Genomic DNA, 20,350 nt, shown 5'->3' on the forward strand with positions numbered 1-20,350 from the left:
CCCCGAGGGCTGCCCAGAAGACCAGAGCGCCACACAAAGGGCGGCTCTGCGGGAGGGATGTTGACGGGGACACTCTCGACATGAGTGATACGCACTTAAGACTCTTTCGGTTGTCAGTGAACGGGTCGGCGGGTCAGGACAGCGAGCCCGGACGGGGGGATGGCGAGGATCACGGGCTGCTCCGATACCGTGACTGAACCGCGATTGTGTTCGTGGCCGAGACAGTCCCGCACGAGCAGATCGTGCTCACCGGCGTAGCTTGACGCACACAACACCACGCGATCGCTCACCGTCGCGTTAACGAGCACAATCGTCTGGGCGGGTGGTTCGTCGAGTTGCGCTAGCGGCGCGTCATAGAGCGCGAGAAAGGTGGTCCAGTCGTCGTCGGCGCGAACTCGAGGATAGGAGAGGTCGGCGCGCGAGGGAGACAGCCGACCGCCCAGCAGCACGGTACGGTAACGCGCGAAGACCGAGAGCCAGAAGCGCAGCATCTCCCGATGACTCGCGCTGAGCTCATCGAGGCGCATCGAGATCTGGGGCACGCAGAACAACACGTCGAGGAGTTGTCGCGCGGCGACTTCTGGACTCGCCTCGGGATGCCACATGACCATGTCGGAGTGCACTACGGTCGCGCCGGCGATGAGTCGCAGGTCGAGTGAATGCACGCGGTTCTCGGTCGAGTCCATCGCGCAATCGGTCACCCGTAGCATGTTTGCGAATGAGCGCAATCGCGGACCGACGTACGTCTGACGGAACTCGATCATGACGTCGGGCCGGATCGCGGTGAGCTCACTCGTGAGGTCGTCGAGCAACCGCACGACAGCGTCCTGCACCGAACCGATGTCGGTCGCGGCCGCCGGAGCGGGGGCAGGCATCGCGAAAGCGTCGATGAAGTCGATCTTTACTCCGTCGATACCCCACTCCCGCACCGAGCGGACGATTCTATCGATGAGGTGCGCCCGGACTTCGGGGAAGCGTGGATCGAGGACCCACGTGTCGAGGTCGGCGCGGTAGCCGAGCATCATCGGTTCGAATCGCGTGAATGCCTCGCTGCGCGAGCCGACGAACGGCAGCGCGAACCACAGCAGGTAGCTCACCCCCAGCGCGCGCACTCGCGCGACGTGGGAGGCCATCGCGGGGAACGCGTCAGGGTCGGGGTCCCAATCTCCGCAGGACGCGTAGCCTCCGACCCGATCGGCAGTCTGCCACCCATCATCGACGATGATGGAACCGCACCCCGCCGCGGATGCGAGCTCGGCTTGACGCTCGATCGTGCCGCTGTCGAAAGTCTGGCCCAGGCTGTACCACGTCGAGTACATCGCTATCCGCGCGACCTCGGGTGCCTCGAGCTGGGCGGGAAGCGACAGCGCCCACCAGCGCAAGGCAGCGTCGAGCGTTTGCGCGATCGGAGCATCCGCGACATCGAGACTCAGAGAAACGACGTAGTCGGCACGATCTTGCCAGGCACTGGCGCCGAACGTCGCGGTGCCAAAGAACCGCGCGCTCGCGCCCGAGACACCGGTCCTGAGGTCGAAAGCCGACAGCGTTTCGGAGAGCGCGAAGGTCAGTCGATTATGGTCGTCGGCCGCGTAGAGGGCGCCGATCGGCGACGACGTGAGGGCACTGACCGACCAAGGGGCGGAGAACGAGACAGGAAGCCAGCGCTCCGCCTCCGTACGCGCCGTCCAGGCGGCTACCCCGTCCCGGTTGGGAACGGACCAGGTCAGAAGAAGTATCGAGTCGGTGGAGAGGCCCGTCGCCGTGATTTCAATCGTGGAACGGACGCCGTTCTCCGTCGCGCGAGCCGACGCGAAACCGCCGCCTGAAACCTCGGCTATCACCTCGCAATCGCCGACTCTGAGTGTCGCGGTCACCTCACACTCCCCGACAGGAGGGCCGAGCTCCGCAGAACCGATCGCTGAGCGAGGAGTAGTCCGACGAGCACGGGAAGCGTGGTGACGAGCGTCGCCACCGCGATCTCGGGGCGGTAGATCGGGGCTCCGCTCACCAGACCCGTCGGGTTGAAGTCGGGCGATGACGCCGCGAGCAGCGCAAGCCCGACGGGCAACGGCAGCATCGAGCTGTCGGAGAGCATCACGAAGGGGAGGAAGAAGTTGTTCCAGCACGCCACGAAACTGAAGAATGCGACCAGAGCGACCATGGGTTTTGAGAGCGGTAGAGCGATGCGCGTGAACACACCGAACTCCGAACAGCCGTCGAGCCGCGACGCCTCGTAGAGGTCGCGCGGAACCGCCGTACTGAAGTAGATGAACGTCAGATACACGCCGAACGGGAAGAACGCGAGAGGCACGATGACCGACCAGATCGTGCCTACCAAACCGATTGCGCTGAGCTCGAGGAAGATCGGAAGCACCAGGGCTGCGCTCGGCATGACCATGGACACCAGCGTCAGGCCGAGGATCAGACGGCGACCCGCGAATGCACCGACCGCAAGTGCATAGCCCGCCGGGATCGAGACAAGGATGGCGAGAATTACGCTGCCCAGCGAGTAGAGCACCGAGTTGCCGAACCACGCAACGATTGCACCCTGATTAAAGGCGAGCACATTCGTCCAGGCTGCCCCCACGTTCGCCAGGGAGCCGAAGCTGAACGGAGGCTCCGTGACGATCTGCGTCTGGGTCTTGGTCGCCGCGAGAGCGAGCCAGAGGATCGGCGTCACGAAGAACATGAAGAAGCCGGCGAGGACCACCCAGCCGACACCGCGACCCAGGGTATGCAGCTTGCGCATCAGACATCCGCCTTGAAGAGTCCCGTGACGCGCACGATGACAATCGATCCGATAAGTCCGACGAGCAGGAGTTCCAGGGAGAGGGCTGCCGCCTCGTTGAAGCGCCCGTAAGAGAATGCCATTGTGTAGCTCAGTTGGTTGAGCGACCAGTCGGTCGCCACGCCGTCTTTCGTCGCCGATGAGATGAGCTGGGGTTCGACGAAGACCTGAGATCCCGCCGCCAGGTTGAGAATCACGAGATACCCGATCCACTTACGCAACAGCGGCAACTTGACGTACCGAATCGTCTGCCATTCGTTGGCGCCGTCGAGCTTTGCCGCCTCAAGAAGAGCGGGATCGATCGAGGTGAGGGCACCGTAGAGGACGAGGATCCAGCCACCGGCGCCGGTCCAGAAACTGATGAGCGCGATGATGAACGGCAGCCGGGACGGACTCACGACTTCAAAAATCTGGGTGAGATTGGATGCCTCGAACAGGAAGCCGAAGGGACTCACGGAGGGGCTCAACATGAACAACCAGAGGACTACACTGGCCGTCCCCGCGAGCGCGCCGGGAATGTAATAGGCCGCGCGGAGGAACGACGCGGACCTCCCGGCCCGGTTGTGCAGCAGAAGCGCTAGCGAGACCAAAATCACGGTGGACGGGACCAGCCAGACCACGAGAAAGAAGAGGACGTTCTGAACGGCCGGGATGTAACGGAAATCGTCGTGGACCGCGTTGATGTTGTCGAGCCCGACGAACCCGCCGGTGTCGCCATCCGTGAAAGCCAGATACAGGCTGTACGCGATCGGAATCAGTCCGAATGCCGCGAGGAGAACCAAGTAGGGCGTGATGAAGATGTACCCCACTCTGTTCGCCCGACGGCGCGCGGCGGCTACCGATGCGCCGGTCGACCTCGTTGCCGACCGATTTTCCATCTGGGTGAGTGATGCGGCCACCGTAGCCTCTCCATTCTTATCGCAGTACAGCGCCGGCCGGACGGGAGCTTCCCGGTCCGGCCGGCGCTGGTGGTTTCGGCCTGGTTTAGAAGCCAGCAGCCTGAGCGGAGTTCTCGATGAACTGCTGCCAACTGTCGACCACTGACGAGATAGGATCACCAGCCGTGATGACCGGGACCACCTGCGATGACCACCCCCGATCGATTGTCGACGGGATGTTGAGGGCCGCCTGCTGGTCACCGTCCACGGCCTTACCCGCCGCGTCGATGACAGCCTCAATGTCCTCCGTCGCGATCGCGCCGGTCGACTTGATCCGAGCGAGCCACGCGGTTGCGGCCGGCTGGTAGGCCGGGAACGTGGGCCCGGCGACCTGGAAGTCCTCGCTCGTCGCCATCCACAGCGCGAGCGCCGCAGCGGCGGTCGGGTTTTCTGCGTGCTTCGAGACGTAGTACACCCCTCCGCCGTATGTCTGGTTGTAGGCGCGGTCGTCACCTTCCCAGATCAGCGGATCGGCAACCCCCATCACGCCATCGGCGACCTGGTAGGTGCCCTTGAAGAGGTACTCGCCGTACCAGGTCGGTCCCACCATCATGAGAACCTTGCCCGCGGTGCCCACATCGGCCGTGTAGCCGGGAGCAAACTCACCCTCCGGAGACACCGCGCCGACAGCCAGGAGCTGATCGAGGAAGTCGATCGCGCGCGTGCACTCGGGACTCGTCAGGTCGATCGAGAACTCCTCGTCGACCACCTGGCCATAGTTGCATTGCGACGACCCGAGGAAGAAGTTGCCTTGGTCGCCGCCGATGGCACCAACTGAGTACCCTGGGTGCTCTTCAGCCAACGTCAAACCGAGCTCAAGGTACTCCTCGAAGGTCGATGGCACGGTGTAGCCGAACTCGTCGAAGAGCTCGGTGTTGTACCAGAGCAGGTTCGGCGCGTAGTCGTTGCGGAGGCAATACAGCTTGCCGTCGACGACGCAGGGGCTGATCGCACCCTCGTAGAACTCGTCGGCAGTGCCCTCAGGCAGCAGAGGAGTCAGATCCGCAGCGAAGTCATAGAGCTCCGAACTGAACAAGTTGACGTTGTTCGTGCCGCCGTCGAAGACGACATCGGGCCAGCCCTTGTCGGCCTTGGTGGCCAGCAGGATCTTCTGTGGGAACTGGTCGGGGAGCGTCTCGATTGAGAGGTCTGTCCCATCCTCGCCATAGAGCTCCTGATAGGCCTCGAAGCCGGACTGGCGTACCGCATCGGTCCAGACCGTGAGATCCGCGGCCGGAGGGGGACCCGAAGGGTCGACGCGATCGACTGTGGCCGCGGGCGCGGCTCCTTGGCAGGCCGAGAGGACAAGGAGGGCGGAGAGCGCGGCGGCAGCCGCGATGCCGCGATGAGCCGCGCGGGCTCGTTTGCTGGATTTGTTTGTCATGCGCAGATCTCCATCTTTCGTCATTGAAATAGTGGCGCCAAAAGGTGCAATGGGCGAGCGCTCGCTACGGGAGGCTGTCTTGTACCGTAGCACCGACTCTACTATGTGGCAAGAATCGTATTCATTTGACAGATACCCCGGAAAAATCGAGACAGAACCCGTCTAGTGAGACTATGAATAGGATTAATTACAGGACCCGATCCGGCGTCGGCTAAACTCGTGCCGATACCCGGCGATGAACGCCGATCACCTTCGAGGGTCAGAAGAAGAGGGGCGATTTCGATGACCACCGCCACCCCGGCCGCGGCGACTGACGACGACGCCGGCGTGTATCGCCCGAACTACGTTGTCGCCGCGGAGAAAGTCATCGACTACATTGCCCGACGCGGCCTGCGGCCCGGCGACCGGCTCCCCACGGAGCAGGCCCTCGCAGATGAGCTCCAGTACGGGCGCGGGGTGATCCGAGAGGCCATCAAGATCCTCACCGCTCTCGGTCGCGTGCATGCGCACAAGGGCAAGGGGATCTTCGTGGCGGACGATCCGCACCTGCGTTTGGGTGCGGAGGACGAGTTCGAAACCTTCCTGCCCGCGGACCCTGGGCACGTGGAGGAGCTTATGCGCTTTCGTCAGGTGCTCGAGGGGGGTGCGGCGCGCCGAGCAGCCACCAGCGCAACCCCGCCGCAGCTCCGCATGCTTCGCGAGGCCGCTTCCGCCTCGGAGTCGGCGGCCCGTGCCGACGATCGCATCGCCTTCGACCTCGCTGATTCGCAGTTCCATGCTCGTCTACTCGAGGCGTCCGCCAACCGGTTCCTCGAATCGGCGGGCGGCACGGCGCGACGGTTGCAGTCCCAGATCGTCGTAATGGCTCTGCACGGCGGCACCGGTGGAAGTCTCGCGTCGGCGGCGGCCGACCACGAGCAGATCGTGACGGCGGTCATGAACGGTGACGCCGAGGGTGCTGAGGTCGCTGCCCGCTATCACATAGAGCGCACGCTCATCGGGTATCAGGCCGAGATCGCATCGCTGCTTCGGCAGCCACGCGGCGACCAATAGTCGAGACACCCCAGCTATGGCCTGCATTCACCTAACCCGGCTCAATCGCTCGGTCACGCGACCTGCCCCTTCAACCAACCTTCCACACCCGAGATGTGGGCGACCGCCAAGGCCTCTGCCAACTGGGTATCGGCCGCTTCCACAGCCGCCAAGATCGAGCGATGCTCCTCGAGCGTGCGTGCCACGGCGCCCTTCTGGGTGACTCCTCGCCACATGCGTGCGCGGACCGTGCTGGTCGAGAGCGAGTCGATGAGCGCCGCGAGATACGAGTTGCCCGACGCGGCGACGAGCTGGGAGTGGAACATCAGATCGTGCTGCACTAGTTGCTCCACATCGTCGGTCACGGGAGCCGACGTTAGATGTTCATGAAGCGCCGCCAACTGGTCCGGTGTGATATGGCTGGCCGCGAGCCGAGCGGCCGCGCCCTCAAGAATCCGGCGCACCTCGAATAGCTGGATGACCGAGCGATCGACGTGTAAATCGACGACGAACGAGATCGCCTCCACGAGAAGTGCCGGCTCAAGACTCGAGACGTAGGTGCCGTCACCTTGCCTCACGTCGAGCACGCGGATCACTTCGAGTGCCTTGACTGCCTCCCGCATGGAACTGCGCGAAAGCCCCAGCCGTTCTCCGAGTTCCTTCTCGGGCGGCAAGCGGTCGCCGGGTGCGAGATCGCCGGCCAAAATCATCGCCTTGATGCGAGTGATGGCATCGTCCGTCACTGCCATGCGAGTCGACCCCTCCCTAACCAGAAGCCTCCGATAGCGCTCACACGAGCACCTCCTCCCAGAACGACGGATGCGGGCCGTTCTCGTACAGTTCGACGTTGGCTCGTACCTGCTCTGCCGTGCGCATCCCGATCGCTATACCGGCAACCTCGGGCCGAAGCAGAGGAAAAGCCACGGCGGCCTGCGGGAGCGTCGCACCGTGTACCTCGGCAATCGTGGCCAGCCTGATCGCGGCATCCAGTTGCTCGGCACCCGCGGGCTCGTAGTTGTACATCGCGCCGAGTTCAGGTCGGGGCTTGGAGAGGAGTCCCGAGTTGAACACCCCCACCGAGATGATGCTCCGCCGCGCGGCGGCCTCGAAGACCGCGTCCGCCCCTTGCTGCTCGAGCAACGTGTAACGACCGGCAAGCATGGCTACGTCGATGTCAGTGCGCCGGAAGGCGTCCGCCACCGCGTCGGCGCTGTTCGAGCCGATGCCCACCGCGCGCACGACGCCTTCGTCACGGAGCTCGAGGAGTGTCTCGGCACCGGTCTCGGCGGCGCCGGCGATGCCGCTCTGATCAGGGTCGTGCAGCAGCAAAACGTCGACATAGTCGAGCCCGAGGCGCAGAAGGCTGGCCTCGAGCGATCGCAGAATGCCGTCGCGGGAGAAGTCCCAAACGCGCTTTAGGTCGCCTCGAACCTTGAACATCCCGTCCGACTCGGTCGGAGCATGATGGGGCTCGAGCAACCGGCCGACCTTCGTCGAGACAACGAGGCTCTCGCGCGGCAGCTCCTTGAGTGCCTGACCGAGGCGACGCTCCGACAGACCGAGCCCATAGTGCGGCGCCGTGTCGAAGTACCGGATGCCGCTCTGCCACGCCGCCGCGACGGCTCCCGCCGCCTCCTCCTCGGTCGTTTCCCGGTAGAGATTGCCAATGCTCGCGGCGCCAAAGCCGAGTTCGGTAAGCATGACGCCCGTGTCGGCAATCTCGCGGGTTCGCATCATTGCGGAGTCCTTCCATAGGCCGAGAGCGCGTTCATCGCGAGGATCCCGCTCGCGTGAGCCTCGGGAATGAGCGAGCGGACCGCCTCGATCCACCGCGGGAGTCCGCCGGCGACGTTTACGAGGGGCCAATCAGAGCCGAACATCAGCCTCGAGGCTCCGAAGGTCGTGAGGGCGTGCTCAATAACAGGCCGCAGGCTATCCAGCGTCCAGGTTGACCAGCCGGCTTCGATCGTCAAGCCCGACAACTTCGCGCAGACGTTCGAATGCCTGGCCAGAGTCGCGAGATCGGTGCGCCACGTCGCGAGTTCGCCCGCGCGGATGGCGGGCTTGGCGAGATGGTCGAGGATAAATCGCACCCCTGGATGCGCGCGTACGGCCTCGTCGGCGTACTTTAGCTGCGACGAGGAAATCACGAGGTCAAACGGAAGACCCGCCGCGCCGAGATCCTCGAACCCAGCGCCGATTTCTGGGCGCGCTAGCCACGCCGGGTCGGGGTCCTGATGGGCCAGGTGGCGGATGCCGACGAGATTCTCTCCGCCAGGCAATCGGGAGAGCGCCTCGAGCTGCTCGGGGACATCGCCTGACAAGTCGACCCAGCCCACCACTCCCAGAATCCGCTCGCTCATTGACGCTGCCAAGAGGTCGGCGGTCTCCGCAAGAGAGTTCGAGGTCTGAACGACGACTGCGGCTGTGATCCCGGAGGCATCAAGTTCGACAGTGAGGTCGCCGGCCCAGAAGTCACGATCGATCGCCGACATCGACTCCGGGTCTATCCAGGGCTGGGGATGTCGGGCGCGCCGCCAGAGGTGGGCGTGCGAATCGATGATCACGTTAGAGCTCCCAACTCACCGCGCCACCGGTCGCAGGCGGAGGGCGTGCATGCCCCCGTCGACGGCGATACTCGTCCCGGTGGTAGATGAGTTGACTGGATTGGCAAGGTAGGCGACCGCTTCCGCGATCTCCGCGGGGGCCACCAACCGTCCATGCGGTTGGCGCGCGGAGAGCGCGGATCGTTCCGCGGCGGGGTCGAGCGCACTCTGAAGCAAGCGATCGACCCATGGGGTGTCTACAGTGCCCGGATTGACACAGTTCACGCGGATGCCCTCGCGCAGATGGTCGGCGGCCATCGCACGGGTGAGCGCGAGAACCGCACCCTTCGACGCGCTGTAGAGCGCACGCTCGGGAAGTCCCGCCGTCGCGGCGATTGAGCAAAGGTTGACGATGGCGGCTGCGTCGGACTCTCGCAAATACGGTAGGGCGACGCTACTCACTCGCGCAATCCCAGTGACGTTGATGCTGAACACACGTGCCCACTCCTCGTCGTTGACCTCGGCGACGGAGCCAGTCGCGCCGATCCCGGCGCTATTCACGACAATATCGACGCGGCCGAATCGGACGACCGTTGCCGCCATCGCGGCGCGCACCGAGGCCGAGTTCGATACATCCGCTTCAATCGCGAACGCGGCGGGGTTCGCGCCGCCGGGCGCCAGATCGAACACCGCAACCGACGCACCGCCTCGAAGCAGGCGTTCGACGACTGCGGCACCGATGCCCGATGCTCCCCCGGTGACCAGCGCGACTCGGTCGGTGAACTCCAGGTTCGTCGGCTCTACGCTGCTTGACTCCATCTCAGGCCCTCCCGTAGGCGACAAACTCGTGACGCTGACGACCGAGCCCTTCGATCTCGATCTCGACCACATCGCCATCGCCGAGATATGGGAAGCGACCCGAAAGAGCGACGCCCTCGGGGGTGCCGGTCAAGACGACATCTCCGACCTCAAGCGCTAGGTACTGGCTGAGGTGGTGAATGATTTCGTCGACGCTGAAGAGCATGTCCGACGTAGACGAATCCTGCCGCGGTTCGCCATTAACCCAACTGCGCAGTTGCAGACCGCCGGGGTCAAGTTCATCGACAGTCGCCAACCACGGCCCGAGCGGGCTGAAGCCCGGCGCGCACTTCCCCTTGCTCCACTGCCCGCCCGACACCTCGAGTTGAAAACTCCTCTCGGAGACATCATCCACGGCGACGTATCCGGCGATGTGCCGCAGAGCATCCTCGGGCGAGTCGAGATAGTGTGCCCGTTCGCCTATCACCACCCCGAGCTCGACCTCCCAATCGGTCTTCGAACTGCCCCGCGGGATCGTCACGCTGTCGTTCGGACCGCCGACCGTGTTCGGCGTCTTGAGGAAGACGATCGGCCATTCGGGCGCCGGGGCGCCTGACTCGGCGGCATGCGCTGCGTAGTTCATCCCGATGCAAATGATCGCGCCAGGCCGCGCGAGCGGAGGGCCGACTCGAAGGTTGACCGCCCCGGGAAGCTCCGATAGGGAGTCGAGGCTAAGCCGAATGCGGCGAAGCCCCTCCGTCGAGAGCGCGACATGGTCGATGTCGGCGACGACAGGACGGAGATCAAGGAACCTGCCGGCGTCCAGCACTACGGGGATCTCTTTGCCTGGATCGCCAAGTCTCGCCAGTCTCATCATCGACTCCTTCTTGCCTGATGGCAGATTGACACGCGAAACATCCGATGTCTATGCTCGCAGCACGATACCTGTGGGGGAACAATTGAGCAAGATCACCGTGTTCGAAACATACGATGTGCGATTTCCGACCTCTCAAACATTGGATGGCTCGGATGCGATGAACCCGGACCCCGACTATTCGGCGGCCTACTTGCGCATACGCACGGACGCTTCGGACGGGCTTGAGGGGCATAGTTTCGTGTTTACGATTGGTCGCGGCAATGACGTGCAGCGAAGCGCCATCCGGGCACTCGCGCCGTGGTTCCTCGGTCATGAAGTCGAGCCGATGCTCGCCGACCTCGGAGGACTCTGGAAGAGTCTCGTGTACGACTCCCAGTTGCGTTGGCTTGGGCCTGAGAAGGGTGTCATGCACATGGCCATCGGCGCTGCCGTTAACGCAATGTGGGATCTCCGCGCCAAGCGCGAAGGGCTTCCCGTGTGGTTGCTCCTAAGCAAACTCGATCCGGAGGAGCTCGTTGGGCTGGTCGACTTCCGGTATCTGTCAGACGCGCTGACACGTGCTGAGGCGCTCGACATCCTCGCGGCTCGGCAATCGACGCGCGCGGCGAGGGTGGACCACCTGCTGAGCGACGGCTATCCCGCCTATACAACGACGCCCGGATGGCTAGGCTACTCCGACGAGAAGCTCGTACGACTGAGTCGAGAAGCCGTGGAGAACGGCTTCAATCAGATCAAGATCAAGGTAGGCGCCGACCTCCAGGACGACGTGCGTCGGATGCGGTTGGCCCGCGAGACGCTTGGACCCTCCATCGGTATTGCAATCGACGCGAATCAGCGATGGGAGCGACGCGAGGCGATCGAATGGATCACGGCGCTTGCGCCCTTTGACCTCGCGTGGGTCGAGGAACCGACGAATCCGGATGACGTCTTGAGTCACGCGGCGATCGCACGCGCGATCGCGCCCATCCCGGTGGCTACCGGCGAGCACGGCGCGAATCGGGTCATGTTCAAGCAGTTCCTCCAGGCCGAGGCGCTCGGGGTGCTGCAGATCGACGCCACCCGCGTCGCCGGCATTAACGAGAACATCGCCATCCTCTTGCTCGCCGCGAAGTTCGGTGTGCGAGTCTGCCCCCATGCCGGCGGCGTCGGCCTGTGCGAGCTCGTGCAACACTTGTCGTTTTTCGATTACGTTGCTGTGAGCGGTTCGCAGGAGGGGCGGATGATCGAGTACGTCGATCATCTCCACGAGCATTTTCGCGACCCCGTAGTCATCGAGAGTGGCCGCTACCGGGTCCCGTCTCGACCGGGGTCCGGCGCAGAGATGTGGGGGGAGTCGATCGAGCAATACTCGATTGAACTTCTCTGACTACGATCCATCGAGCGAGTCGCCGCTCAAGGCAACTCGTCGGCGAATGCGAGCGGACCCCGATTTCTCAGTCTTCGCGATCGATGTAGTCGATCGTGAGCTCCTGCAGCACGGTCTTAGTAATCGCCTCGATCAGTCCCCTCAATCCAGCCACGACGCCCGCAGCATCCCGTCGATTAGTAACTCGATGCGGTTGAACGCTTCTAGCTCCCATCCCCGCTCCGCATCGACCAGACCCCGACAGCACTGCAGATGGAATTGCGGGGACGCTGCGAAGGTCACCTCATAACCAGAACCTGTCGGGCTGCAGAGCAACGTTTAGCTGCTCTCGCGTCGCCTCGTCGGCAAAGTCGGAGATCCAAAACTCGTAGACCCGCAGCACAGTGCCAGGTTCGGCTGGATCAGATCTCGCCGAGCGCGAGGCCGAGCCGAAGGTACAGCTCGGTCACCTCGGATGCGTTCACCGTGTACCGGACCCATTCGCCCCTCTCCGCCTCCATGCGGGGCGGATCTGCGGAGACGAGTCCGACCTCGAGCAGTTCAGTCAAAGCGCGACTCACGGTGATGGGCTGCACTTGCAGCGCGCGAGCGGTCTCCGCGCGCGTGCTGGCGGGGTGGGCGCGGAGGTAGCCGATGATGCCGGCCTTGGTCAGGCTGCCGAACGCTTTGATCGGATCCTCCGCGAGCTCACTGTTGGCGGGGCGGACGAGTTTCGGCACACCACATTGTCTCGCACCGAGTCAACGACGTCCACACGACCGTGACACTTATTGATTCACATTTTGACTGTAACAGTGTATGTTTCACTCATGCAATCGGAATGGCAGGAGAATGGCAGGTCGACCTCCTGCGCGCGCCGCTCCTACTGTCCCCCGAAAGACCTACAGACAAGCCGTAATGATAGGCGTAGCGTTCCCATCAACCTTGGCGAGATGGCCCCCCGGCACCTTCGCCGTATTGCTGTGCGCTCCACCCGCAATGCAAGTTTATGCCCTTTTAGAATCGCGTTCTTTGAGCATAAGATGCCCACACGGCGGCCGAAGATCAATGAGGATCGAGCTTCGCGGAACGCCGTCCTGATCGTTCAGGAGGGCATCGCATGATGGCGTCAGGAGCCTCTGGTCGGCGCGGTTTGATCTGGGCGATCGTCGGCGGAGCAGTGTTGCTCATAGGTATTGCCACGATGATCGTCCTGTCGATCACGCGCTCCCCAGCCCCTGATCCGACCAGCTCGACCTCCACCGCGGTCCCCTCGCCGACAACGAGCGTGAGCGAAGGCGACGAGGTCGTCGATGCGAGTGTCGGCGATCGGGGTTGGATCGCCGAGCCCATCACACCTGAGGCGGAGCGGTACATTCGAGCCGCTCTGGCTGCGGCATCTACCTTTGATACGACCAAAGTGACGCGTGACGAGTGGCTCGCCTACCTCGACACGTGGCTCACCCCGGACACGCGCTTCACGTCCGACGCGGACCGCGAGGCCGACCTTGCCGCAGCCCGGCTCGAGTTGCGCCAGGGCGTCGTACTGCCGCAGCAGGAGTGGGACTCGCTGGCTAATAGTGATGGTCGCGTGGTGGCGGAAGTCACCAGCGACGTGGCTTATGTCGATGTTCCGGACGATGCGTCGGGTGACATGTCGATCGGGACGGCGGACGTCACGTTGACGTTCACGCAGTCCGATGGGTTGGGGGGTGAGACGTCGTTCGACGATGTGGTGCGGGTGAGTGTGCAGGTGTTGTGCGGTGCGGGGTCTGTGCCGACGCCGGATAGTGCGCAGGCGGCGGGGGACTGCAAGGTGGTTCGGTACTTCACGGAGCCGTTGGAGCCCTGACATGGGCGCCCCGGTCGCCGCGATTGCAGCCCTCGCCAAGACGAGGACTGGACAGCGGATCGCCCTCGGCATCCTCCTGTTCGTCCTGCTCGTCAACGCGATCCTGCTGACCCCGCTGATTGCGATCCCGTTCGCGGTCGCTGGTCAGTCCGTCACGACCGCCGTGACGGCGGGTGCCGGGCCAGTGGTCGTGGGTGACTGGGGGTATCCCCTCGCCGGCCGGTACACAAAAGGGCGCGGGTTCGGGCGCAACCCTGTCATCGGCTGCAGCTACTGCTCCGTCAACCATCAGGGCTACGACATGGCCCAAGGCTGCGGATCCACCATCTACGCCGCCGGACCCGGAACAGTCATCACCGCCGGCACCTACTCCGGATACGGCGTCAGCGTCCGCATCGACCACGGCGACTCCCTCATCACCCTCTACGGGCACATGATCACCGGCTCCCTCCTCGTCCACGAAGGGGACCAGGTCACGGCGGGTACGCCGATCGGTGCGGAAGGCAACACGGGCCGGTCGTTCGGCTGCCACCTGCACTTCGAAGTCACCTATCAGTCACGGACGATCGACCCGCAACCGTTCATGGCCGCACGCGGACTCCCCCTCACCTAGGACCCACAGCAAGGAGCAACCATGAACACTCGCATACTCCCCGCCGACGTCGACGTGCCCGACATCAACCCCGACTTCAGCGCCCCCTTCTTCCAAGGCTTCCAACTCATCGCCTCCTACATCCTCGCCGCCGCACTCCTGGTCGTTCTGATCATGCTCATCCTCGCCGGCGCCGCCCTCGCCTTCCGCGGCCTCGCCTCCGACCGAGTCCGCACCTGGGCAGGCGAAAACATCCTCTGGATCTTCATCGCCGCCGCCGTCCTCGGCGCCGCATCCGGACTCTTCCAATGGTTCGTCAACTTCGACTTCGGCTTCTAATGCGCACCCTCCGCGCCGCCACCGCTGGAGCAGTCCTCGGCCTCCTCCTCGCTAGCGGCACTTTCGCACCCGCGCAGGCTCAAGAACCCGTCGAGCGCGTGGCCACCGCGGCTCCGGTCGAGGGGCAGACATGGTCGGCGCCTTCCTACCCCGTCGACTGTCGGATCGGTGGCGGTCAGGTGTCGTGCACTCCGACCGACCCCAGTTCCGTCGTCGCTCAGCAGTGCTTCCAGAACGTCGTCCTCGCCGGGAGCAGGACAACCGTCTGCACTACATTCGGCGGCCACACTCAAGCCCTCCAGGCTGCAGGGGGCAAGCCGCTTCTTGTCGCTTACGGCTGCAGCGTCGGGGATGTCGTGTGCGTGACGTTCGAGAACGCCGGCCGGGGGATGGCGTTATCGGCGACGGCGATGATGTTCACGGTTGCGGAGAACATGCGCTTTGACACGTCCTCGTTGCTGTGGACGGCGGCCGTGGATGAGTGGTCGTTCTGGCAGTGGGCGGTGCTGATGATCCTGCTCGGCGCGATGATCTGGGCGGTCACCGCTGCCGTCGTATCCGGTGACCGCGACGAGCTCGTCGGCGCTCTTGTACGGTCGTTTATCGCGGTGGTGGCGGTGCCGTTGACATTGTGGTTGACGGGTCATCTGTTGAACGCGATCGATGACATGACCTGGTACATCCTCAACCGCGACGGGGCACTGTCGCTGTTCGCGACGTTACAGGGGGTGATGTGGGCGGGTGGTCAGGCGAACTACTTCTTCGCGTTCGTGATCCATGGGCTGTTGATGATCGGGATGCTGCTGCTGATGCTGGTGTTCACGTTCCGCAACATCGTCCTCGCCGCCCTCATCACGGTTGGGCCGATCGCGTGGATGATCTTCCCCGTCCGTGGCATCGGCCCGCAATGGGTGGTCCGCTACGTCTCCGCCGTCGCCGTGCTCCTGCTCACTGGTCCGCTCACGATCGGGTTCGTGACGCTGATCATCAACGGGCTCTCGTCGGTGAAGACGATCTGGGATCCACAGTCCTGGCCACTTCTCATCGGCCTCGTTCTGGTGGCGTTCGCGCCCTTCGCGGTCTTCGGGCTGTTCTCGTTCGTGGGTGCGGTCGCCGCCGACGGTGTCGGATCCGGCGCGGCGTCTCACGCCGGTCGGATGGGATCGAACGCTGCACGGACCGCGGTGCGTATCCCTTCCCGGATGGGTGCGTCGCCGGCCGGGATGATCGCGGGCCGTGGTTCGAGCGGCCCAGGCGGCGGCCTCGCCTCGCGCGGACCGTCGGCGTCGAAGCCGTCTGGCGCGAGCAGTCCGGCGCGATCTGGTTCTAGCGGGTCGAGCGCGGCGAGCTCCGCGCCCAGCAGTGCGGCTTCGACGCCCGCGCCATCGTCGACGGCGTCTGTCGCCCCGGCGGCGGGTAGCGCGACGGGGAGGAGTGGCTCATGACGGTGTCGAATGATGTGTCGCGTCCGGTGCGGTTGCCGCGTAGGTCCCGGCAGGGCGTGGTGATGGGGATGGATGGCTGGCAGCTCGGTTTCGTCGCCGCCGCCGCCCTCGTCCTCCTGATCGGCGTAAACCGGTTCGGCCCCGCCGGTCTCCTCTACGCCGCCCCGTTCTATCTCGCCCTCGGGGTGACCGCGCTCACCAGCATCCACGGGATCTCGACGCCGCGGATGGCGGGGCTGTGGGTGATGAAGCAGGTGCGGCATGCGATGGGTGCGACGACGCAGGCGTTCCGGCCGGAGAAGGTGCGGCTTGCCGGAACGTTGAACCTTCCGGGGACGCGGGCGTCGCTGCAGTTGTGGGAGGTGGAGGGGATGGTGTGCGTCTACAACCCTCACGACCGCACCGTTTCCGTCACCGCGGAGCTCGAGGTGCAGGGGTTCCTGATGCACGACACCCCGGAACGGTACGACCTGGCGCAGCAGTGGGCGAACGTCCTCGCCTCCTTCACCCAACGACCCGGCGTGAAGCGGGTCACGCTGCAGGAGCGAACCATCCCGACCACGATCCGCGCCGCCCGGGACCACTACGAGACCGTGCAAAGGCGTCGGGACCTGGATCCACGATCGCCGCTAGCGGCGAACTACCAGTCGGTGATGGATGGGTCGGAGCGGTTCGCGGTATCGCACCGCAACTACCTCACCTTCACCCTCGACCTCGTCACCCTCGGCGCGCAACTCAAGTCCCTCGGCGGAGGCAAAGCCGCCATCACTTCCCTCGCCTACATCGAGGCTGGCAACCTCGCCGACGCACTCCAGGCGGCGAAGGTCCGTGTCCGCCGCTGGCTCACCCCGCGGGATGTGGCGGCGTTGGGGCGGGTGGCGGTGGATCCGGCGTTCGCGTCGACGGTGCAGAACCGGGATGACGTGCAGGGTGGGGTGGATCCGATCGCGATCGGCCCGATGTTCCTCGAGGAACCTAAGGGCCGCAACGGCATCGTCATCACCGACAGTGGTGTGCATACGACGATGTGGATTCATGAGTGGCCGCGGTCGGATGCGCCGGTCGGGTTCGTGTCCCCGATCGTGTTCGCCCGCCACCCCCACACCGGTGAGGCCGTCACCCACATCCTTTCCCTCGTCCTCACTCCCGTTCCCGTCTCCAAAGCCCTCAAACGTATCCGGGACGAGAAGAAGGTGTGGCGGGGCAACGAGAAGCTCCGCGCGAAGCGAGGCGCGGACGGGTCCGCAGCGGATGCCGCGGACTGGGATGCGTTGGAAAAGCAGGAGCAGGAGATCGTCGCCGGGCACGGCGAATTCCGCTATGGCGCCTATCTCACCATCACCGCCCCCGACGAGGAGCAACTCGACCAGGCCATCGCCGGGATGCGGAACGCCCTGTCTCGTGCGGGGATGGAGGCGCAGATCCTCTATTGCCAGCAGGCGGAGGCGTTGATGGTGAATGCGCTGCCGGTCGGGTTGGGGATGAAGTGATGGCCCGCCGCACCGTCACCTTCACCCCCGGCGACTCCACCCGCCGGGAACGCCGCGACCAGCGCCGCCAGCTCGCCTCCCTCGCCCGGGCCGAACAGCCGGCTCGATCTTCTCGGCGCGAGCGCAGCCTCCCTGAACCGGCCGTTCCCGGGCCGTTCGGCCCGGGACTTGTCGAGGGTGGCTATTGGAACCTCGCGAAGCCGGTGCTGCCACCCCACCAGGCGACATCGCAGCACCTCGCCGGCATCTACCCGTTCGTCGCCGACGCCGGGCTCGGGCACCGCGGCCCCATCATTGGCGTCGACCTGAACGCGGACGCGCTGTGGCATTTCTCGCCGTGGGAGGCGTACGTCGACACCAGTGACCGGGGAACGTTCTCCACGAACATCCTCGCCCTCGGCGCATACCGCTCCGGGAAGTCCGGAGTCGTCAAAATCCTCACCACTCGATCCATCGCGTTCGGACATCAGGTCGTCGTCCCCTCGGACCCGAAGGGCGAATGGGTGGCCGTCGCCGACGCCATCCCCGGCGGAACCGTCATCCGGCTCGGCGGCGGAACCGGCGCACGGCTCAACCCCCTGGACCGCGGCCCACGGAGGTTGGGCTCTACGGATGAGGCGCACGAGCAGATGGTGAAACAGCGGCGCATCGGCACCCTGATCGCGATCGTCGAGATGACCCTCGGTGGACGGATGAGCGCCGTCGAGCACGCCGCGATCCACGACGCCCTCGACCGTGCCATCACCGCCACCAACGACGAGCCGACACTCCGGCAGGTGTATGAGGAGCTCGGCCGACCACCCGTCGAGACAGATCACGAGCGACGGGTCGCGGAGGGTGCGGTGCAGCCGCGGTTCGTGCTGCGCCGATTCGTCGACGGCGACCTCTCCGGCCTGTTCGAGGACGCCTCCACCGTGGAGTTCGACCAGGACGCGCCGATCGTCGTCACCGACACCAGCGAGTTGTTCGCCCGCGGTGAGCTCGCCGCGCAGCTCACGCAGGTGTGCTCCACGGCGTGGATTCAGGCGGTGATCAGCGACCGGGCCGCGAAACGGACGAGGTATGTGGTGCGTGAGGAGGGTTGGCGGGACATGACGTCACTCACCAGCCTGCAGATGTTCCAGCAGTGGCTGAAACTGTCCCGACACTACGGGATCAGCAACATCGTCATCCTGCACAAGATGGGCGACCTCGACGCCGTCGGCGACGAACAATCCATGGAGCGCGCCCTCGCCTACTCGATCGTCGGGGACATCGAGAACAAGTTCATCTTCCGCGTCAACCACCAAGAACAAACCCACCTCCGCGAACGCCTCAACCTCCCCGCACCCCATGTCGAGATGGCCCGGCAGCTGCGCAAGGGCGAGTTCCTCGCCTACATCGGCCAGTACTCCTACCTCGTGGACTGCTTCGCCACCTCCACCGCGTGGGAGTACGAGCTGTTCAAGACCGACGACGCCGTCACCGCCGCCGACCGCGACGACCCCCACCTGCACCTGCTGGAGCCGGACGACCTCGAAACCCTCTGGCCCCAACCCACCCCAACCGCGGTCGAGACGGATGCCGCGGTCGATGGATGGCTCGCCACTGTTGAGAAGGAGATGTCATGACCCGCGCCTACGCGACCGTCACCGGACCCACCGCCACCTACATCGCCCCCGACGGACACTCCGAACCCATCACCGTCACCGGAACCGAGGACATCCGCCTCGCCATCGTCCGCCGCGCCGCCGACGAAGCCCGCCGCACCGGGGAACCCGTCGAACTCGTCACCAGCGGCGACCGCGGCGACCACCATCTCCTCATCCACACCGACGGCACCCTCGCGCCGCTCCCTGACAGCGAGTCCACCCGCGCTGCCCTCCGCGCACGCGGGACGGCGTCTGAAGCCGGAGTGGACGAACGGGGCGACCGCACTCTCCCGACGAGTGGCCTTGCAGCGGATCGAGAGGAGGTGACGAGTGAGGCTCCGCAACCGGATACCGACGACAACCCCGACGTGCCGATTGCGGAGCCCGTCGCCGCACCCCGCCCGACCTTCCTGACACCCACTCCGGCGAGCTCCGGCAGTCTGCGCGGGTTCCTATCCGCCCTCGGCATCGTCAAGGCGTCGGAGATCGATCCTGACGTTGCGACCGTGTCGACGCATTGGGCGGGATGTCGCACGATCGGCGTCGCGAACGGCAAGGGCGGGGTCGGGAAGACGATGACCACGGCGATGATCGCCGCGGTGCTTGCCCGGTTTGGGGGTGGGAATGTGCTGGCGTGGGACAACAACGACACCCGCGGCACCCTGGGCTGGCGCACTCAAACCGGGCTCTACGACACCACGATCCGCGATCTGCTCCACCACGCCCACGACCTCCTCACCCCCGATGCCGCGGTCTCTGACATCAGCCGGTACGTGCATCACCAGGCCGCCGACCGGTACGACGTGCTCCGCTCCAACCCCGAGCTCCTCGCCGCGGACCAGCGGCTGAGTCGGGAGGAGTTCGATCTGCTGATGCAGGTCGCCGCCCGCTACTACCGGCTCGTGGTGTGGGACTCCGGCAACGACGAGTCCGCCGACCGCTGGCTGCGGATGATCGACTCCACCACCCAACTCGTCATCCCCACCCTCGCCGCCCCCGAATCCGCCGAATCCGCAGCCCTCCTCCTCGACGCGCTCCGCACCCGCGACCCCCACTCCCACACGCTCGCCGAGAAGGCTGTTGTGATTGTCACCCAGTCTGAACCCACTCGTCGCGGCGAGCTCGACCGCATCGTCGACGGGTTCGCCCCGCACGTTCGCGCCGTCACTGTCATCCCCTTCGACCCTGCACTCAAATCCGGGGCACTCATGTTCGACAACCTCCGCCCCCGCACCCGCACCGCCTGGGTGCGCGCCACCGCCGCGGCCGCCGAAGGCCTCTGACAGGAGCCCG

Annotated in this window: 19 protein-coding genes; 9 read left to right on the forward strand and 10 right to left on the reverse strand. The window is 65.0% G+C overall.

Annotation, left to right across the window (positions count from 1 at the left end; translation table 11 throughout):
• Positions 1-113 precede the first annotated feature (113 nt).
• From ACTIFV_RS15985 to ACTIFV_RS16000, 4 genes are all read right to left on the reverse strand, one after another.
• On the reverse strand, positions 114-1,874 hold the full coding sequence (locus tag ACTIFV_RS15985; RefSeq protein ID WP_439593789.1) for a glycoside hydrolase family 36 protein: 1,761 nt from the start codon (positions 1,872-1,874) through the stop codon (positions 114-116).
• Positions 1,871-2,749, reverse strand: coding sequence for a carbohydrate ABC transporter permease (locus ACTIFV_RS15990; protein ID WP_439593790.1), 879 nt, complete (start codon positions 2,747-2,749; stop codon positions 1,871-1,873). The genes ACTIFV_RS15985 and ACTIFV_RS15990 overlap by 4 nt, the downstream gene beginning before the upstream one ends.
• Positions 2,749-3,687, reverse strand: coding sequence for a carbohydrate ABC transporter permease (locus ACTIFV_RS15995; RefSeq protein WP_439593791.1), 939 nt, complete (start codon positions 3,685-3,687; stop codon positions 2,749-2,751). The genes ACTIFV_RS15990 and ACTIFV_RS15995 overlap by 1 nt, the downstream gene beginning before the upstream one ends.
• Before the next feature lie 85 nt (positions 3,688-3,772).
• Positions 3,773-5,110, reverse strand: coding sequence for an ABC transporter substrate-binding protein (locus tag ACTIFV_RS16000; RefSeq protein WP_439593792.1), 1,338 nt, complete (start codon positions 5,108-5,110; stop codon positions 3,773-3,775).
• Between the two features lie 282 nt (positions 5,111-5,392).
• Between ACTIFV_RS16000 and ACTIFV_RS16005 the strand changes: the two genes are divergently transcribed.
• On the forward strand, positions 5,393-6,163 hold the full coding sequence (locus ACTIFV_RS16005; protein ID WP_439593793.1) for a FadR/GntR family transcriptional regulator: 771 nt from the start codon (positions 5,393-5,395) through the stop codon (positions 6,161-6,163).
• Between the two features lie 53 nt (positions 6,164-6,216).
• Here the strand turns inward: ACTIFV_RS16005 and ACTIFV_RS16010 are convergent, their stop codons facing one another.
• From ACTIFV_RS16010 to ACTIFV_RS16030, 5 genes are read right to left on the reverse strand one after another with little or no spacing between them, the layout of a single operon-like run.
• Positions 6,217-6,891, reverse strand: coding sequence for a FadR/GntR family transcriptional regulator (locus ACTIFV_RS16010; RefSeq protein WP_439593794.1), 675 nt, complete (start codon positions 6,889-6,891; stop codon positions 6,217-6,219).
• 40 nt (positions 6,892-6,931) lie between these two features.
• A complete protein-coding gene (locus ACTIFV_RS16015) occupies positions 6,932-7,879 on the reverse strand; it encodes an aldo/keto reductase (protein WP_439593795.1) in 948 nt (315 codons plus the stop codon).
• A complete protein-coding gene (locus ACTIFV_RS16020) occupies positions 7,876-8,709 on the reverse strand; it encodes an amidohydrolase family protein (protein ID WP_439593796.1) in 834 nt (277 codons plus the stop codon). The genes ACTIFV_RS16015 and ACTIFV_RS16020 overlap by 4 nt, the downstream gene beginning before the upstream one ends.
• Before the next feature lie 15 nt (positions 8,710-8,724).
• Positions 8,725-9,507: an SDR family NAD(P)-dependent oxidoreductase gene (locus tag ACTIFV_RS16025; RefSeq protein WP_439593797.1), complete on the reverse strand. Its 783-nt coding sequence runs from the start codon at positions 9,505-9,507 to the stop codon at positions 8,725-8,727.
• A 1-nt stretch (position 9,508) separates the two neighbouring features.
• Positions 9,509-10,360, reverse strand: coding sequence for a fumarylacetoacetate hydrolase family protein (locus ACTIFV_RS16030; RefSeq protein WP_439593829.1), 852 nt, complete (start codon positions 10,358-10,360; stop codon positions 9,509-9,511).
• Between the two features lie 85 nt (positions 10,361-10,445).
• Here ACTIFV_RS16030 and ACTIFV_RS16035 point away from each other — a divergent pair, with 85 nt between their 5' ends.
• On the forward strand, positions 10,446-11,729 hold the full coding sequence (locus tag ACTIFV_RS16035; protein ID WP_439593798.1) for an enolase C-terminal domain-like protein: 1,284 nt from the start codon (positions 10,446-10,448) through the stop codon (positions 11,727-11,729).
• Positions 11,730-12,130: 401 nt separating this feature from the next.
• Here the strand turns inward: ACTIFV_RS16035 and ACTIFV_RS16040 are convergent, their stop codons facing one another.
• Positions 12,131-12,448, reverse strand: a complete 318-nt coding sequence (locus ACTIFV_RS16040) for a hypothetical protein (RefSeq protein ID WP_439593799.1) — start codon at positions 12,446-12,448, stop codon at positions 12,131-12,133.
• A 380-nt stretch (positions 12,449-12,828) separates the two neighbouring features.
• On the opposite strand from ACTIFV_RS16040, the gene ACTIFV_RS16045 reads away from it, so the two are divergent.
• The 7 genes from ACTIFV_RS16045 (at position 12,829) to ACTIFV_RS16075 (ending at position 20,340) form a co-directional block, all read left to right on the forward strand.
• Complete coding sequence (locus tag ACTIFV_RS16045; protein ID WP_439593800.1) at positions 12,829-13,560, forward strand: hypothetical protein; 732 nt, start codon at positions 12,829-12,831, stop codon at positions 13,558-13,560.
• 1 nt (position 13,561) lies between these two features.
• Positions 13,562-14,173, forward strand: a complete 612-nt coding sequence (locus ACTIFV_RS16050; protein ID WP_439593801.1) for a M23 family metallopeptidase — start codon at positions 13,562-13,564, stop codon at positions 14,171-14,173.
• A 21-nt stretch (positions 14,174-14,194) separates the two neighbouring features.
• Positions 14,195-14,491 (forward strand): hypothetical protein, encoded by a 297-nt coding sequence (locus ACTIFV_RS16055; RefSeq protein ID WP_439593802.1) that lies wholly within the window; start codon positions 14,195-14,197, stop codon positions 14,489-14,491.
• Between the two features lie 98 nt (positions 14,492-14,589).
• On the forward strand, positions 14,590-15,936 hold the full coding sequence (locus ACTIFV_RS16060; RefSeq protein WP_439593803.1) for a hypothetical protein: 1,347 nt from the start codon (positions 14,590-14,592) through the stop codon (positions 15,934-15,936).
• Positions 15,933-17,426 (forward strand): SCO6880 family protein, encoded by a 1,494-nt coding sequence (locus tag ACTIFV_RS16065; RefSeq protein WP_439593804.1) that lies wholly within the window; start codon positions 15,933-15,935, stop codon positions 17,424-17,426. Before ACTIFV_RS16060 ends, ACTIFV_RS16065 begins: the two co-directional genes overlap by 4 nt.
• Positions 17,426-19,036 carry a hypothetical protein gene (locus ACTIFV_RS16070; RefSeq protein ID WP_439593805.1) on the forward strand — a complete coding sequence of 537 codons (1,611 nt, stop codon included), beginning with the start codon at positions 17,426-17,428 and terminating at the stop codon, positions 19,034-19,036. Before ACTIFV_RS16065 ends, ACTIFV_RS16070 begins: the two co-directional genes overlap by 1 nt.
• Complete coding sequence (locus ACTIFV_RS16075) at positions 19,033-20,340, forward strand: ParA family protein (protein ID WP_439593806.1); 1,308 nt, start codon at positions 19,033-19,035, stop codon at positions 20,338-20,340. The genes ACTIFV_RS16070 and ACTIFV_RS16075 overlap by 4 nt, the downstream gene beginning before the upstream one ends.
• The last annotated feature ends 10 nt before the right edge of the window (positions 20,341-20,350 follow it).

Origin of the sequence: Microbacterium sp. (assembly GCF_051860965.1) — a bacterium.
Taxonomy (GTDB): Bacteria; Actinomycetota; Actinomycetes; order Actinomycetales; family Microbacteriaceae; genus Microbacterium.

Bases quoted from the DNA above. Each gene is read 5' to 3' on its own strand.
- ACTIFV_RS16075 (WP_439593806.1), top strand. From the start codon at position 19,033: ATGACCCGCGCCTACGCGACCGTCACCGGACCCACCGCCACCTACATC.
- ACTIFV_RS16050 (WP_439593801.1), top strand. From the start codon at position 13,562: ATGGGCGCCCCGGTCGCCGCGATTGCAGCCCTCGCCAAGACGAGGACT.
- ACTIFV_RS16065 (WP_439593804.1), top strand. From the start codon at position 15,933: ATGACGGTGTCGAATGATGTGTCGCGTCCGGTGCGGTTGCCGCGTAGG.
- ACTIFV_RS16010 (WP_439593794.1), bottom strand. From the start codon at position 6,891: ATGGCAGTGACGGACGATGCCATCACTCGCATCAAGGCGATGATTTTG.
- ACTIFV_RS16000 (WP_439593792.1), bottom strand. From the start codon at position 5,110: ATGACAAACAAATCCAGCAAACGAGCCCGCGCGGCTCATCGCGGCATC.
- ACTIFV_RS16070 (WP_439593805.1), top strand. From the start codon at position 17,426: ATGGCCCGCCGCACCGTCACCTTCACCCCCGGCGACTCCACCCGCCGG.
- ACTIFV_RS16030 (WP_439593829.1), bottom strand. From the start codon at position 10,360: ATGAGACTGGCGAGACTTGGCGATCCAGGCAAAGAGATCCCCGTAGTG.
- ACTIFV_RS15990 (WP_439593790.1), bottom strand. From the start codon at position 2,749: ATGCGCAAGCTGCATACCCTGGGTCGCGGTGTCGGCTGGGTGGTCCTC.
- ACTIFV_RS16025 (WP_439593797.1), bottom strand. From the start codon at position 9,507: ATGGAGTCAAGCAGCGTAGAGCCGACGAACCTGGAGTTCACCGACCGA.
- ACTIFV_RS16045 (WP_439593800.1), top strand. From the start codon at position 12,829: ATGATGGCGTCAGGAGCCTCTGGTCGGCGCGGTTTGATCTGGGCGATC.
- ACTIFV_RS16005 (WP_439593793.1), top strand. From the start codon at position 5,393: ATGACCACCGCCACCCCGGCCGCGGCGACTGACGACGACGCCGGCGTG.
- ACTIFV_RS16055 (WP_439593802.1), top strand. From the start codon at position 14,195: ATGAACACTCGCATACTCCCCGCCGACGTCGACGTGCCCGACATCAAC.
- ACTIFV_RS16015 (WP_439593795.1), bottom strand. From the start codon at position 7,879: ATGATGCGAACCCGCGAGATTGCCGACACGGGCGTCATGCTTACCGAA.